Source organism: Leisingera aquaemixtae (assembly GCF_006740765.1).
Classification (GTDB): domain Bacteria; phylum Pseudomonadota; class Alphaproteobacteria; order Rhodobacterales; family Rhodobacteraceae; genus Leisingera; species Leisingera aquaemixtae.
Map to the genome: position 1 here is coordinate 1,856,942 of NZ_CP041159.1, position 13,590 is coordinate 1,870,531.

Sequence of the window (13,590 nt, forward strand, 5' to 3'; positions counted from 1 at the left end):
GATTGTCCCGCCAGAAAGCGTGTATTCTTTGCAAAAGCCCTGCATGTTATCTGTGGAGTCCCCTGCATGACCACCCAATCCAAGCTGCGCTACCGGATCGACGCCGGCACCTATGCCGATCAGACTGCCATGCGCGACCGGCTGGTTGCCCAAGCCGCCCTGTCCGATGCCGACCGCGCCCGGATCTGTTCCAGCGCCGCCGCCCTGGTGCGCGACATCCGCGGCCATTCGGCGCCCGGGCTGATGGAGGTCTTCCTGGCCGAATACGGCCTGTCGACCGAGGAAGGCATCGCCCTGATGTGCCTGGCCGAGGCGCTGCTGCGGGTGCCGGATGCCGACACCATCGACGCGCTGATCGAGGATAAGATCGCGCCGTCGGACTGGGGCAAGCACCTGGGCAAATCCACCTCGTCGCTGGTCAACGCGTCGACCTGGGCCTTGATGCTGACGGGTAAGGTGCTGGACGAGGACCGCAGCCCCATCGGCGCCCTGCGCGGCGCCATCAAGCGCCTGGGCGAGCCGGTGATCCGCACCGCCGTCAGCCGCGCGATGAAGGAGATGGGCCGCCAGTTCGTGCTGGGCGAAACCATCGAAAGCGCGATGAACCGCGCCGCCGGGATGGAGGCCAAGGGCTACACGTATTCCTACGACATGCTGGGCGAGGCCGCCCGGACGGAGGCCGATGCCTCCCGCTACCACCTGTCCTACTCCAAGGCAATTTCGGCCATTGCCGCCGCCTGCAACAGCGACGACATCCGCAAGAACCCCGGAATTTCGGTGAAGCTCTCGGCGCTGCATCCGCGCTATGAGCTGGCGCAGGACGCCAGCGTGATGGAGCATCTGGTGCCGCGTCTGAAGGCGCTGGCGCTGCTGGCCAAGGCCGCCAGGATGGGCCTCAATGTCGATGCCGAGGAAGCCGACCGCCTGTCGCTGTCGCTGGAAGTGATCGACGCCGTGGTCTCCGACCCCGCGCTGGCGGGCTGGGACGGCTTTGGCGTGGTGGTGCAGGCCTACGGCCCCCGCACCGGCCTGGCGATCGACGCGCTGCATGAGATGGCGGAGAAATACAACCGCCGCTTCATGGTGCGGCTGGTGAAGGGCGCCTATTGGGACACCGAGATCAAGCGCGCCCAGGTCGAGGGCGTCGATGGCTTCCCGGTCTATACCTCCAAGCCGCTGACCGATGTCTCCTACATCTCCAACGCCCGCAAGCTGCTGGGACTGACGGACCGGATCTATCCGCAGTTCGCGACCCACAACGCCCACACCGTTGCCGCCATCCTGCACATGGCCGAAGGCATGGATAAGGGTCTTTACGAGTTCCAGCGCCTGCACGGCATGGGTGAAACCCTGCACCAGATGGTGCTGGAGCAGAACAAGACCAACTGCCGGATCTACGCGCCCGTCGGTGCGCACCGCGATCTGCTGGCCTATCTGGTGCGGCGCCTGCTGGAAAACGGCGCCAACTCCTCCTTTGTGAACCAGATCGTGGACGAGAATGTGCCTCCGGAGGTTGTGGCCGCGGACCCGTTTGATGCCGTCGCAGATGTAACCCGCAAGATCCCGACCGGGCCGGAACTCTATGCGCCGGAGCGTCCGAACTCCAAGGGGTTCGACCTGGGCCATGCGCCGACGCTGGCAAAGATCGATGAGGCCCGCGCGCCCTGGCGCAGCCACCAGTGGCAGGCCGCGCCGCTGCTGGCAGGCGATGCCCAGCCCGAGGCCGCCAAGGATGTGACCAGCCCCACCGACCTGAGCGCCGCCGGCACCGTCAGCCAGTGCAGCCCCGAAGATATCGAACTGGCGCTGGCGCTGGCAGATCCCTGGGACGCCCCGGCAGAGGAACGTGCGGCAATCCTGAACAAGGCTGCTGACCTATATGAGGAAAACTACGGCGAGTTGTTCGCCATCCTCGCCCGCGAGGCCGGCAAGACCATTCCCGATGCGGTTGCTGAACTGCGCGAGGCGGTGGATTTCCTGCGCTACTATGCGGCGCGCATTCCCGATGCGCCGCCCGCGGGGATTTTCTCCTGCATCTCACCGTGGAACTTCCCGCTGGCGATCTTCACCGGCCAGGTCTCTGCCGCGCTGGCCGCGGGCAACGCGGTGCTGGCCAAGCCCGCCGACCAGACGCCGCTGATCGCCCACCGCGCCGTGCAGCTGATGCATGAGGCCGGGGTGCCGCGCAGCGCCCTGCAGCTGGTGCCGGGCCGCGGCAGCGTGGTCGGGGCGGCCATCACCTCGGACCCGCGGGTGAACGGCGTCGCCTTCACCGGCTCCACCGCCACCGCCCTGCGCATCCGCAAGGCGATGGCCGACAACCTGCAGCCGGGCGCGCCGCTGATTGCGGAAACCGGCGGCCTGAATGCGATGATCGTCGATTCCACCGCGCTGCCGGAACAGGCGGTGCAGGCGGTGATCGAAAGCGCCTTCCAGTCTGCCGGCCAGCGCTGCTCGGCGCTGCGCTGCCTTTATCTGCAGGACGACATTGCGGATACCGTGCTGAAAATGCTCAAGGGCGCGATGGACTGTCTGCGCCTGGACGATCCCTGGCACCTGTCCACCGACAGCGGCCCGGTAATCGACGAAGGCGCCCGCGCAGGGATCCTAGCCCACATCGACAAGGCCCGGGCTGAAGGCCGGGTCATGAAGGAGCTGATGGCGCCGCAGGGCGGCACCTTTGTCGCGCCCACGATGATCGAAGTGCCCGGCATCAGCGCGCTGGAGGAGGAGATCTTTGGCCCCGTGCTGCATGTGGCCCGGTTCAAGTCGCACCAGCTGGATCAGGTGATTTCCGACATCAACGCAACCGGTTACGGCCTCACCTTCGGGCTGCACACCCGCATTGACGACCGGGTGCAGCATGTCTGCGACCGGGTGCATGCGGGCAACATCTATGTGAACCGCAACCAGATCGGCGCGATTGTCGGCAGCCAGCCCTTCGGCGGCGAAGGCCTGTCGGGCACCGGCCCCAAGGCAGGCGGCCCCTTCTACCTCAACCGCTTCTGCGCGCCGGACCGGCAGCAGGTCAGCGCCGAGTGGGACACCGAAACCGCCAGGCTGCCGGGGGCAAGCGGGGTGCCTGTGCAGCCCGTCACCACCTCCCTGCCCGGCCCGACCGGTGAGTCAAACCGCCTGACGGTTTCCGCCCGCCCGCCGCTCCTGTGCATGGGCCCGGGGCCGGAGGCCGCCGCGGAACAGGCCAAGCAGGTGATCAGCCTCGGCGGCACCGCGATAGAGGCGCATGGCCTTCTGGGGCTGAACCAGCTGCAGACAATTGAGGGCATCTCCGGCGTGCTGTGGTGGGGCGATGAGGCGACGGGGCGCGACATCGAGCAATGCCTTGCCAGGCGCGACGGCCCGATCATCCCGCTGATCCCCGGCAAGCCCGACCGCGCCCGCGTCCTGGCAGAACGCCACGTCTGCGTCGACACCACCGCCTCGGGCGGCAACGCCCAGCTGCTGGGCGGAAACGCCTGAGCTACCGGCGCTAAGCACTTGACGCTGGGCCATTTCCGGCCCAGCGTTCCCTCATGTTTCCGATCCGCGACCACAACCCGTCCGGCCGCAGGCCCTATGTCGTTTATGCGCTGATTGCCGCAAACGTCCTGGCCTATATCTACTACACCGCCAGCTATGCCTCACCGCGCGCGCTGGCCTATTTCTATGACGCCTACGCAATTGTCCCGGCCGAGATCATCCATGGCTACGGGTTTGAAACCCTCTTCACTTCCCTGTTCATCCATGGCGGGCTGATGCACCTGGGCGGCAACATGCTGTTCCTGTGGATCTTTGGCGACAATCTGGAAGAGGAGATGGGCCATCTGCCCTTCCTGTTGTTCTACCTCCTCAGCGGGCTTGGCGCCGGGCTGATCCATGTGATGTCCGCCCCGGGGTCCATGGTGCCAACGGTTGGCGCCTCCGGCGCCATAGCCGGCGTCATGGGCGGCTACCTCCTGATGTTCCCAAGGGCGCGCGTCGACATCCTGCTGATCCTGATCGTCTATTTCCGCATCTTCACCATCCCCGCCTTCGTGATGCTGGGCGTGTGGCTGGCGATGCAGTTCTTCGGCGGCCTCGGCTCTGACCCCAACCAGGGCGGCGTCGCCTATTGGGCCCATGCCGGAGGTTTTGCGGTGGGGCTGATCCTGTGCCTGCCCCTGTGGCTGCGCCGCGGCGGCCCGGCGTTCTGGAACCGCACCCACGGCACCCCGCCGCATCCGGAGAACGAGTATGAATTTACCGCCAGCCGCATCCCCAAGCTGCCACGCAAGAAGCGCAATCCGGGGCCGTGGGGGAAGTGAGACAACACCCGGCTTAAGCCATGGCATGCGGAAAAGGCGGCCTGCGCAACTTTCGAAACAAGCTACTGGTAAACACGCAAGCCGCCCCCCCCGACGGGCATCGGGGCAAGTAAATGGTAGGGCTGCGCCTAAGGTTTTTACGGGGAATTATCTCCGGTCTTAGTCAGCCTTGCGCCGCATATGACCCAGAAAGGACCATCGAATGCCCCATCTGAAAGCCACCTGCCACTGCGGCGCCGTTGAGATCGAGGCGGAGTTCCCCCAGGGCCTCGCCTCTGCCGCGCGCTGCGACTGTTCCTTCTGCCGCCGCCGCGGGGCGGCTGCCGTCACCGCCCTGACCGCCAGCCTGAAGGTGCTGAAGGGGGCCGAAAACCTTACCCTCTACACCTGGGGCAGCCATACGGCGAAGCATTATTTCTGCAAGACTTGCGGCATCTACACCCACCACCAGCGCCGCTCAGATCCGAAGGAATGCGGCGTCAACCTCGGCTGCATCGAGGGCGCCAATCCGCGGACGCACGCCGGGACCTATGGCGAGATTCCCTGGAACGACGGGGTGAACCATCCCTCGGATCAATAACTCTTTCGCCTGGCCGACAGGCCGGGCAGCGCCCGCCCGTCCCCATGGGCGGGCACCGCCCTGTTGGTGGGACAGCAGACCTGTTCGGAACAAAAAACGCGGCCCTTCAGCCGCGTCTTCTATCCCTAAATGTCCGGACTAACTCAGCCCCGGATCACCTTGGCGAAGTTCTCGAAAATCGGCTCGTTCGAGCAAACGACAGACCCGCTGTCGATGATGCCCGCGTCCGGGTCGATCGCCTCGGCCAGACCGCCGGCCTCTTTCACGATGATGATGCCGGCAGCCAGATCCCAAGCGTTCAGGCGGCGCTCCCAGAAGCCCTCGTAGCGGCCTGCCGCCACATAGGCCATGTCCAGCGCGGCAGAGCCCCAGCGGCGCACACCGGCGCAGGCGGGCATCAGGCGGGCCAGGTCCTGCAGCGTCAGCGGCAGGTCGGCGCGGCCGCCGAACGGCACGCCGGTGGCGAAAATCGACTCGATCATCCGGTGGCGGCCCGACACGCGGATACGGGTGTCGTTCATCCAGGCGCCTGCGCCCTTCTCGGCAAAGAACATCTCATCCTTGGCAGCGTCATAGACCACGCCTGCCACGATCTTGCCCTTGTGCTCCAGCGCGATGGAGATCGCCCAGTGCGGCAGCCCGTGCAGGAAGTTGGTGGTGCCGTCCAGCGGGTCGACGATCCAGCGGCGGGTGGGGTCTTCGCCCTCGATCTCGCCGCCCTCTTCCGCGATCCAGCCATAGGTCGGGCGGGCGTTGCGCAGCTCATCCTTGATGATCTTTTCAGCTGCGATGTCGGCCTTGGAGACGAAGTCGCCCGCGCCCTTCATCGACACCTGCAGGTTTTCCACCTCGCGAAAGTCTTTCACCAGGGAACGGCCAGCCTTGCGGGCGGCTTTGATCATCACATTGAGGTTTGCGCTGCCAATCATGTCTGCAGAATCCTGTCACGTCGGGGAGATGCCGGGTCAAACCGTGCCTATACGCCCCCTGCCCCCGAATGCCAAGGGGCTTTGCCGGCAAGGATGCAACAGCCCTGACGCCCGGTTACAGCCCGGCAGGCGGTTGAATTCCGCCCCCGCGAGGCCCAGTCTCTGCTGCAATCATTACAAGGAGGACTCCCATGCCCGACCAGATGCAGCGTATCGTGCTGGCCAGCCGCCCCGAAGGCCAGGCCAGCGAAGAGAACTTCCGCCTGGAAAGCGTGGACATGCCCCAGCCCGGCGACGGCGAAGTGCTTGTCAAAATTCACTATATGTCGCTGGATCCCTACATGCGCGGGCGCATGAACGCAGGCAAATCCTATGCGCCGCCGGTGGAGATCGGGGAAACCATGACCGCGGGCGGCGTCGGTGAGGTGATTGCCTCCAACAGCCCTGACTTCCAGCCCGGCGACTTTGCCCTCGGTGCGTTCGGCTGGGCCAGCCACGCCTGTGCGCTGGCCAGCGATATCCGCAAGCTGGACCCGGATATGGCACCGCTCACCACCGCACTTGGCGCTCTGGGCATGCCGGGGTTTACCGCCTGGCATGGCTTGGACGCCTATGGCCGCCCGCAGGCAGGCGAAACCCTGGTGGTTGCCGCCGCCACCGGCCCGGTCGGCTCGATGGTGGGGCAGCTTGCGAAACAGAAAGGCCTGCGGGTGGTCGGCATTGCCGGCGGTGCCGACAAGTGCAAGCTGGCGGTGGAGACCTTCGGTTTTGACGCCTGCCTCGACCACCGCGCCTACGCCAGTGCCGAAGGCCTGAGCGAGGCCCTGGCGGCAGAATGCCCGGACGGCATCGACATCTATTACGAAAACGTCGGCGGCAAGGTGCTGGAAGCGGTGCTGCCCCTGATGAACAACTTCGGCCGCATCCCGGTCTGCGGCATGATCGCCTGGTACAACAGCGCCGAGACGGATCTGACCGCGCCGGCCATCTGGCGCACGGTGCTGACCAAGTTCCTGTCGGTCAATGGCTTCATCATCTTCAACCACTACGACCGCTATGGCGATTTCCTGGGCGAAGTGGCCCCCAGGATCGCCAGCGGCGACATCAAGTATCTGGAGGATATCGCCGAGGGGCTGGAGAACGCCCCCCAGACCTTCCTGTCGATGATGCAGGGCGGCAATACCGGCAAGCAGATCGTCAAGCTGGTCTGAGCCGTGCGCCGGCATCCGCCGGATCACGCAACCGCGCGGAGCGGGCACAGGCGCCGGACCGGCGCAAGCCGCTCCGCGCCCGTCCTGGCGGCGGCATCTATTGATGCTGCAGCTTGCGTGCCTCCACCTTTGCCAAGCGGATCAGCTCCTGCATGAAGGGCTTCTCGCGGTCCTCCGTCCGGATCGCGGCATACAGGCTGCGGGTGATGCCGGTTTTGGTCAGCGGCCGGGTCACATAATCCGAAGAGTATTTCACCTCCCGCACCACCCAGTCCGGCAGCACCGACACCCCGCGGTTGGAGGCGACCAGCAGCAGGATCACCGCCGTCAGTTCCACCTGCCGGATCGAGGCAGGCTCCACCCCCGCCGGGATCAGCAGCTGGCTGAACACATCCAGCCGGACCTTGTCCACCGGATAGGTGATCAGGCTCTGGCCGATGAAATCCTCCGCCTCGATATAAGGCTTTTCCGCCAGCGGATGCTGCGCTGAAGCGACAAAGACAGGATTGTAATCAAACAGCTCGATAAACTCGACACCGGCAATGTCCTCCGGGTCGGAGGACACCACCAGATCCACCTCCTCCTTCAGAAGCGCAGGCAGCGCGTCAAAGGCCAGGCCCGGACGGATATCCACATCCACGTCGCCCCAGTTCTTGCGGAAGCCCTCCAGCACCGGGAACAGCCATTCGAAACAGGCGTGGCATTCAATGGCGATATGCATCCGGCCAGTATTGCCATCCCGCAAGGAGGAAAATTCCGCTTGCGCCGCTTCGACTTGCGGCAAAACCTGCTCTGCCAGCCGCAACAGCCGCAGGCCCGCGGGGGACAGTTTCATCGGCTTGGACCGGCGGATGAACAGCTCCACCCCGGCCTGGTCCTCCAGCCCCTTCACCTGATGGCTCAGCGCGCTTTGGGTGATGTTCAGCTGCTCTGCAGCCCGGGCCAGCCCGCCGGCCTCATGGATGGCCTTGATCGTGCGGAGATGGCGGAATTCGATATGCATCTTATCAGATCGCTCATGTTAATCTTGAGTATTATGAAATTGTCTCACAATGCTGCGCGTGCAACAAGTGCAGACAGACACATAGCGAGAGACCTGAGATGACGACGCCCAAGATTTCCTTCGAATTCTTCCCGCCGAAAAATCTCGAAGCCTCCTTCCGGCTTTGGGACACCGTGCAGGTCCTCGCTCCGATGGATCCGCGCTTTGTATCGGTGACCTATGGCGCAGGCGGCACCACCCGCACGCTGACCCGCGATGCGGTGGCGACCCTGCACAATTCCTCCGGCCTGAATGTGGCTGCGCATCTGACCTGCGTGAATGCCTCCAAGGCTGAAACGCTGGAGATTGCAGACCAGTTTGCCGAGGCCGGTGTGACCGAGATCGTCGCCCTGCGCGGCGACCCGCCCAAGGGCGAAGGCAAGTTCACGCCGCACCCCGAAGGCTTTGCCGACTCGGTGGAGCTGATCAAGGGTCTGGCGGCGCGCGGCGGCTTCACCATCCGCGTCGGCGCCTACCCGGACTGCCACCCGGAGGCCGCCAGCCAGGCCGCCAACGTGGAATGGCTGAAGCGCAAACTGGATGCTGGCGCTGATGAGGCTTTGACCCAGTTCTTCTTCGAGGCGGAAACCTTCTTCCGCTTCCGCGACGCCTGCGAAAAGGCGGGGATCGACGGCAGCAGGCTGACGCCCGGCATCCTGCCGATCGAGAACTGGAAAGGCGCCCGCAATTTCGCCAAACGCTGCGGCACCGTGATCCCGGATTGGGTCGAAAACGCCTTTGACAAGGCGCTGCGCGACGGCCGCGAGGAGCTGCTGGCCACGGCGCTGTGCACCGAGTTGTGTTCGGACCTTCTGGAAGGCGGCGTGGACAAGCTGCATTTCTACACCCTGAACCGCCCGGAACTGACCCGCGACGTCTGCTTTGCCCTGGGCGTCACGCCCAAGGTGGCGCTGGAGAACGTGGCGTAAGCCTTGCAGGCCCCGGCGCGCGGTTCCTAATGCGGGGGACACCCCCGCCAAGGATCCGCGCGCCATGTTTTATGCCAAACAGCCCTCCGACCTGCTGACGATAGAGCAGATATCCCGGATCTCCGGCCTCGATTTCATGCAAGGCATTCTGGAGGGCCGCCTCCCCGGCCCGCCGATTGCCGAGACGCTGGGTTATCACCTGCACAGCGTTCAAGAAGGCCGGGTTGAGTTCCGCGGCACGCCCGAATTCCACGTCACCAATCCGATGGGCACCGTGCATGGCGGCTGGTACGGCACGCTGCTGGACAGCGCCATGGCTTGCGCGGTGATGACCAGGGTGCCGCAGGGTTCGGTCTACACAACGCTGGAATTCAAGATCAACATCCTGCGGCCGATCCCTCTGGGCACCCTGATCACCTGCACCGGCACCGTCGACCATGCTGGCCGCTCGACCGGGGTGGCGCATGGCGAGCTTCGCGGGGTTGAGGACGGGCGGCTTTATGCCACCGGAACCACCACCTGCATCGTGATGAAAGCCGCCTAGCCCCGGCCGCCGGTTTTTTTGCCGCGGGCCTTGCCGGCAGCATTTTTGCAATTATCTTCAATCCCGTAACCTGACACGCAGCGGAAGGGCCGGCCATGCCGCTAAATGCCTTCGCGCGGGCCGCCACCGCCCGCATCCAAATCCTGGCCCCCGCCGCAGAGCTGGATTTCCTGGACACGCAGTCCATTGTTCTGCCAGTGCCGGTCACCCCGCTGGAGGCCTGGACCCTGATGCACGCGCGGCCACTGCCGGGCCTGAAGCTGGCGTTCTGGCTGCGGGACGCGATATCGGCCTGTTTTGGCGTCAAACGCATCGGCGGCATCACCAGCAAGCCGCACACGGGCGTGCAGCCCGGTGACAAGCTGGATTTCTTTCTGGTGGAAGCCGTGTCGGATACGGTCCTGACCCTGACCGTGCGGGACAGGCATCTGGACGTGATGACCTGTATCACCAGCAGCGCCGGCGTCCTGTCCGTGACCTCCTCGGTCAAGACGCGGAACCGGTTTGGCCGCGCCTACATGATCCCGGTCCGGCCCGCCCACAAGCTGATTGTCGCCCTGTCCCTGAAGCGCCTGAAGCAGGCGCTGGAGCAGCGCCGCGCCGCTGTCTGATCCGACAGCCCTCCCTCTGCATCTTGCATGCAAGCGGGAATGACGGTTTCCTTGAAACCAGGAAGCCAGCCGGGCCGGCCCTCCGCCTTCAGGTCTTGGAGAACATCGCCAGCCAGCCACCGGACGATGCGGCGTTCTGTCTTCCAGCATCGACACTGCTGTGCAGCCGTTCACTGGCGTCCAGCCCGACCCGGCGGCGGCTGCGCAGCAGGAAGATCTTGGCCCAGCCCTGCCAGGTGCCGACCGAGGGCGCCTTGGGGTCGACCGGAAAGCGCATCCGCCAGTCGCTGGGCAGCGGCAGGCCGCGCTCCTCGGCCTTTTCCAGCATCCAGATCAGCGAGACATTGGCCAGCGGCCGCGCTTCCTCGAACCCGCCCAGCTGGCCGCCCACATCGCCATGGGCGCCGCGGAACCAGACCTGCTCGACGTGGCCGTTCCAGCCCTTGGGGCAGTCCCACAGCACCGGCTTGAATACGTCGCGCGTCTCATCCAGTGCCAGCGCGTGATAGCCGCTCTTGATATGGGGACCCAATGTATGGTTGTGGAAATTGTGCTGCTTTTCCGCCCAGCGCCACAGCAGCGGCAGCCGCAGGCCCAGCGCCTTGACGGTGTCCCAAACGCCGACCATCTCGATCTCGACCTCGCCGTGGCAATACGCCTTGGTGAAGGCGGTGCCGGTCTTGGAGCGCCCGTTCAGCCGGTAATGGCGGTAGGCGGTGCGGATGTTGCGCACGGTTGCGTGCTCCGGCTTGAGCAGGCCGATCCGGTCGATCACCCCGGCCAGCGAGCGCACCGCATAGGCCCCGCGGGAGTAGCCGAACAGATAGATCCGGTCGCCCGGCCGGTAGCGCGAGGCGAGATAGCCATAGGCGCGGCGGATCTGGCGGTTGATGCCGCGGCCCATCATCACGTCCGGCGCGCTGCCCCAGCCCTTCCACTGGACGCCGGATTCATAAAAGACCGAGACCTGGCCGCTGGTCTGGCTGCACAGCCGGTACAGCTGGCCGGCGTGGGTTTCATGCCCCGCCTCCAGCGTCGACATGGTGCCGTCCAGGATGATCACATGCGCCTGCGGCCCGCGCAGCTTGGTTTCGCCGGAATGCTCCGAGCGCAGCGGCCGTCCCAGCCACCCTAGAACCCTTTTACTCAGCTGCTTCAGAAACATCCCTAAGCACTTCCCAAATCCTCAGCGGGGTGAAAGGCATGTCCACCTGCCGCACGCCGCGGTCCCAGACCGCGTCCTGCACCGCGTTTGCCACCGCTGCCAGCGCGCCGACGGTGCCCGCCTCGCCGCAGCCCTTCATCCCCATCGGGTTCTGTGTCGAAGGCACCGGCTCGGAGGTGAATCCAATCATGGGAACGCCGCTGGCCCGCGGCAAGGCATAGTCCATGAACGAAGCCGTGAGCAGTTGTCCGTCCTCGTCATAGACAACACGCTCCAGCATGGCCTGTCCCAGCCCCTGCGCCACCCCGCCGTGCACTTGGCCTTCGGCCAGCACCGGGTTGATCAGATTACCGAAATCGTCGACTACAGTGTAGCGCTCCACAGCGGAATTCCCAGTCTCCGGATCGATCACGACCTCGGCAACATGGGCACCGTTCGGAAACGAGCGCCCCGGCAGCCGGGCCCGCGCCGCGTGACGCTGCAGATCGAGCCGCCCGTGCGCGCGGGCCATCTCTGCCGCTTCCAGCATGGTGGGGGTCAGGTTCGAACCCGGTGCACGGAAGGTTTCGCCATCAAACCCGACAGCCTCTTCCTTCACCCCCATCTCCTCCGCCAGGAAGGGGATGAAGGCGGCGATCATCGCATCCACCGCCGCCAGCGTGGCATTGGCCTGCGTCGTCACCGAGCGCGAGCCGCCGGTGCCGCCGCCGGTGGCAATACGGTCGCTGTCGCCCTGGATGACCTGGATCTTTTCTGCCGAAATACCGCTCTGGTCGGCAAGAAACTGGGCATAGACGGTTTCATGCCCCTGTCCGTTGCTTTGCGTGCCGACATAGATATGCACCCGCCCGTCCTCCAGAAACTCCACTTCCGCGCTTTCCGAAGGATCGCCCAAAATGCTTTCGATATAGTAACAAAGCCCGGCGCCCCGTAACTTGCCGCGTTTACCATCTTCGGCGCGGCGGGCCGCGAATCCCGCGATATCAGCCTCTTGCGCGGCGCGGCTCAGGACTTTGCTAAAATCGCCTACATCATAGGTCTCTCCGGTCACGGTGTTGTAGGGAAACGCGTCAGCCGGAATGAAGTTCCGCCGCCGCAGCTCCCACGGGTCCACCCCCAGTTCGCGGGCGGCCCGGTCCATCGCACGCTCCAGCACATAGATCGCCTCCGGTCGCCCGGCGCCGCGGTAGGCATCGACCTGGGTGGTGTTGGTATAGATCCCCTCCACCTGCAGCCAGGCGGTCTGAATGTCGTAGACACCTGCCAGCACGCGGCTGAACAGCTGGGTCTGAATCGGCTGGCCGAAATGAGAGTTGTACGCGCCAAGGTTGCAGCGGGTGGTGACCCGGTAGGCGCTGATCTTGAGGTTTTCGTCAAAGGCCAGTTCCGCCAGCGAGGTGAGGTCGCGGCCGCCATTGTCGCTGAGCATCGCCTCGGAGCGGTCCGACATCCAGAACACCGGCCTGCCCAGCGTCCGGGCGGCATGGGCGACCGCGAAATACTCCGGATAAGGCATCGCCTTCATGCCAAAGCCGCCGCCCACATCGGGCGTGGTGACTTTCACAGCGGCCTCGTCCAGCCCCAGTTTGGCGGCAAGCTGGGATTTCATCGCCCAGACCCCCTGCCCGCCGTAGCAGAAATGCAGCCGCTCCGCGGACCACTCGGCAAAACAGCCGCGCGGCTCCATCGAATTGACGATGATCCGGTTGTCCTCGACCTGCAGCGCAACAGTATGGGCCGCGCTTTGGAACGCCGCCGCGGTGGCGGCCTCATCGCCCATGCCCCAGTCAAACGCTTTGTTGTCCGGAACCCCCGCGTGCAGCGGCGCACCGCCCGGCAGCACGTCCAGCTTCACCGGCAGATCGTCGATGTCCAGTTCGATCAGCTCCCCCGCATCGCGGGCCTGATCCAGCGTCTCCGCGATGACCACCGCCACCGGCTCCCCGACATAGCGCACCCGGCCACGCGCCAGCATCGGGCGCTCGGGCGCCGCGCCCTTGGTGCCGTCGCGGTTGGTCACCAGCGAGCCGTCCATCGAGGTGTTGATGCCCGCAGCTTCCAGATCGGCCAGGGTGATTACCGCATGGACGCCCTCCGCCGCGCGCGCATCCTCGACGTCCAGCGCTGAGATTTCCCCATGCGCCACCGGGCTGCGCAGCACCCAGGCGCGCAAGGCGTCCGCCGGGGCAGCATCCTCGATGTACCGCCCCTGGCCGGTCAGGAACCTGACGTCCTCGACCCGCTTTACCGGCTGGCTTTTCCCGAATTTTTCCAT

At 65.3% G+C, this 13,590-nt stretch carries 11 protein-coding genes; 7 read left to right on the forward strand and 4 right to left on the reverse strand.

What is annotated here, in order from left to right:
- Positions 1 to 66 precede the first annotated feature (66 nt).
- The 3 genes from putA to R2C4_RS10725 all read left to right on the forward strand — a co-directional run bounded on the left by putA (position 67) and on the right by R2C4_RS10725 (position 4,884).
- Positions 67 to 3,480 carry a bifunctional proline dehydrogenase/L-glutamate gamma-semialdehyde dehydrogenase PutA gene (gene putA / locus R2C4_RS10715; protein WP_141890622.1) on the forward strand — a complete coding sequence of 1,138 codons (3,414 nt, stop codon included), beginning with the start codon at positions 67 to 69 and terminating at the stop codon, positions 3,478 to 3,480.
- A 53-nt stretch (positions 3,481 to 3,533) separates the two neighbouring features.
- Positions 3,534 to 4,304 (forward strand): rhomboid family intramembrane serine protease, encoded by a 771-nt coding sequence (locus R2C4_RS10720; protein ID WP_141890623.1) that lies wholly within the window; start codon positions 3,534 to 3,536, stop codon positions 4,302 to 4,304.
- Positions 4,305 to 4,506: 202 nt separating this feature from the next.
- The gene (locus tag R2C4_RS10725) at positions 4,507 to 4,884 is read left to right on the forward strand and encodes a GFA family protein (RefSeq protein ID WP_058287804.1); all 378 of its coding nucleotides are present in this window, start codon (positions 4,507 to 4,509) and stop codon (positions 4,882 to 4,884) included.
- A gap of 143 nt (positions 4,885 to 5,027) precedes the next feature.
- Here the strand turns inward: R2C4_RS10725 and R2C4_RS10730 are convergent, their stop codons facing one another.
- The gene (locus R2C4_RS10730; RefSeq protein WP_058287805.1) at positions 5,028 to 5,813 is read right to left on the reverse strand and encodes an inositol monophosphatase family protein; all 786 of its coding nucleotides are present in this window, start codon (positions 5,811 to 5,813) and stop codon (positions 5,028 to 5,030) included.
- Positions 5,814 to 6,004: 191 nt separating this feature from the next.
- Between R2C4_RS10730 and R2C4_RS10735 the strand changes: the two genes are divergently transcribed.
- Complete coding sequence (locus tag R2C4_RS10735) at positions 6,005 to 7,024, forward strand: NADP-dependent oxidoreductase (protein WP_141890624.1); 1,020 nt, start codon at positions 6,005 to 6,007, stop codon at positions 7,022 to 7,024.
- A 97-nt stretch (positions 7,025 to 7,121) separates the two neighbouring features.
- Here the strand turns inward: R2C4_RS10735 and R2C4_RS10740 are convergent, their stop codons facing one another.
- Positions 7,122 to 8,027: a LysR family transcriptional regulator gene (locus R2C4_RS10740; RefSeq protein WP_008553559.1), complete on the reverse strand. Its 906-nt coding sequence runs from the start codon at positions 8,025 to 8,027 to the stop codon at positions 7,122 to 7,124.
- A gap of 98 nt (positions 8,028 to 8,125) precedes the next feature.
- On the opposite strand from R2C4_RS10740, the gene R2C4_RS10745 reads away from it, so the two are divergent.
- The 3 genes from R2C4_RS10745 (at position 8,126) to R2C4_RS10755 (ending at position 10,150) form a co-directional block, all read left to right on the forward strand.
- Positions 8,126 to 8,995 carry a methylenetetrahydrofolate reductase gene (locus R2C4_RS10745; protein ID WP_058287808.1) on the forward strand — a complete coding sequence of 290 codons (870 nt, stop codon included), beginning with the start codon at positions 8,126 to 8,128 and terminating at the stop codon, positions 8,993 to 8,995.
- Between the two features lie 64 nt (positions 8,996 to 9,059).
- Complete coding sequence (locus R2C4_RS10750) at positions 9,060 to 9,539, forward strand: PaaI family thioesterase (RefSeq protein ID WP_141890625.1); 480 nt, start codon at positions 9,060 to 9,062, stop codon at positions 9,537 to 9,539.
- Positions 9,540 to 9,634: 95 nt separating this feature from the next.
- Positions 9,635 to 10,150: a DUF2867 domain-containing protein gene (locus tag R2C4_RS10755; RefSeq protein ID WP_141890626.1), complete on the forward strand. Its 516-nt coding sequence runs from the start codon at positions 9,635 to 9,637 to the stop codon at positions 10,148 to 10,150.
- An 88-nt stretch (positions 10,151 to 10,238) separates the two neighbouring features.
- Here R2C4_RS10755 and R2C4_RS10760 read toward each other — a convergent pair whose 3' ends face one another.
- Positions 10,239 to 11,315: a DUF2235 domain-containing protein gene (locus R2C4_RS10760; protein ID WP_141890627.1), complete on the reverse strand. Its 1,077-nt coding sequence runs from the start codon at positions 11,313 to 11,315 to the stop codon at positions 10,239 to 10,241.
- The gene (locus R2C4_RS10765; protein ID WP_141890628.1) at positions 11,293 to 13,590 is read right to left on the reverse strand and encodes a xanthine dehydrogenase family protein molybdopterin-binding subunit; all 2,298 of its coding nucleotides are present in this window, start codon (positions 13,588 to 13,590) and stop codon (positions 11,293 to 11,295) included. Before R2C4_RS10765 ends, R2C4_RS10760 begins: the two co-directional genes overlap by 23 nt.